This is a genomic window from Streptomyces californicus, assembly GCF_000717645.1.
Lineage (GTDB): Bacteria > Actinomycetota > Actinomycetes > Streptomycetales > Streptomycetaceae > Streptomyces > Streptomyces californicus.
Genome location: NZ_JNZZ01000070.1, coordinates 1 through 1639, shown reverse-complemented (window position 1 = coordinate 1639; position 1639 = coordinate 1). Strand labels below are relative to the sequence as shown.

General features: G+C 73.7%; 1 protein-coding gene. It reads right to left on the bottom strand.

Features of this window, described 5'->3' with window-relative positions; all coding sequences use genetic code 11:
* Positions 1–1639 (bottom strand): non-ribosomal peptide synthetase (locus IF19_RS0134240; RefSeq protein WP_030290299.1); only part of this gene is annotated, 1639 nt, incomplete at both ends.

Sequence of the window (1639 nt, the reverse complement as noted above, 5' to 3'; positions counted from 1 at the left end):
GTAGTAGGCGACCAGGCGCCGGTCGCCCGGACGGTCCTCACGGACCACCGCCGTCGCCCCGGTCACACCCGTCACGCCGTTCAGGGCGGACTCCACTTCACCCAGCTCGATGCGGAAGCCCCGCACCTTCACCTGCGTGTCCGCCCGGCCCTGGTACTCCAGCTCTCCGTCGGAGGTCCACCGCGCGAGGTCGCCGGTGCGGTACATCCGCGAGCCCGCCGGGCCGAACGGAGCGGCGAGGAACCGCTCGGCCGTCAGCGACGGACGACCGAGGTAGCCGCGGGCCAGGCCGTCACCGGCGATGTACAGCTCGCCGGTGACGCCGGGAGCCACCGGACGCAGGGCCGCGTCCAGCACGTACACCCGGGCACCCGCGATGGGACGGCCGATCGGCGGCACGGTCCTGCCCGACAGCGGCGCGCTCATGGTGGCGCACACGGTCGTCTCGGTCGGACCGTAGGCATTGATCATGCGGCGACCCTCGGACCAGCGGGCGACCAGTTCCGGCGGGCACGCCTCGCCCGCCACGACGACCGTCGCGCCGGCCGGCAGCGCATCGTCCGGCAGCACCGCCAGCGCCGTCGGCGGCAGGGTCACGTGCGTCACGTCCTGCTCGGCGCAGAGTGCGGCCAGGTCGGGTCCCGGCATCAGCCGCTCCGCCGGGGCGACCACCAGGGTCGCTCCCGACAGGAGCCCCATCACGATCTCCCAGGCCGCCGCGTCGAAGCTCAGTGCCGCGAACTGCAGCACCCGACTGCCCGGGCCCACACCGAATGCGTCCCGCTGGGCGCGGGCCAGGGAGGCGATGCCGCCGTGCGGCACGACCACCCCCTTGGGCCGGCCCGTCGAACCCGACGTGTAGATCACATAGGCCGGGTGGTCCGCACGCGGGTAGGCCGGCGCGGCCACGGGCGTCCCGGGCTCGTCGGCGAGTCCGTCCACGAGCACCACCGGCACCCCGCACTCACCGAGCCCCGGCAGTGTCGCGCTGTCGGTGACCAGCAGGGCCGGCCGGGAATCCGAGAGCATGTACGCCACCCGGTCCGCCGGATAGTCCGGGTCCACCGGCACGTACGCGCCACCGGCCCGCAGCACCGCCAGCAGCGACACCACCAGGTCCACGGAGCGCGGCAGCGCCACGGCCACCACGGCCTCCGGGCCCACCCCGCAGGAGGCGAGGTGTCCGGCGAACGCGTCCACCCGCGCCGCCACCTCGCCGTACGTCAGCTCAACGCCTTCGAAGGCCAGCGCGGGCGCCGAGGGGTCCGCCGCGACCCGTGCCGCGAACAGCTCCACCCGGCCGTCCACATCCGCGAGCAGCCCCTCCAGCACGCGGACGAGCCGCTCGCCCAGACCTCGCGCACTCGCCTCGTCGAACAGGTCCGAGGCGTACTGGACCTCTCCGCTGAGCCCGTCGGAGGTCTCCTCCAGGTGGAAGGTGAGGTCGAACTTGGCCACGCCGAGGTCGGCGCCCTCGAAGGACGCGTCGACGCCGGGGAGGTCGAAGGCGGCCTCGACGTTGTTGTCCAGGACGACCATCACCTGGAACAGCGGGTGGTGGGCCATGGAACGCTGCGGGCTGACGACCTCGACCAGACGCTCGAAGGGCACGTCCTGGTGCGCGTAAGCCGCCAGATCG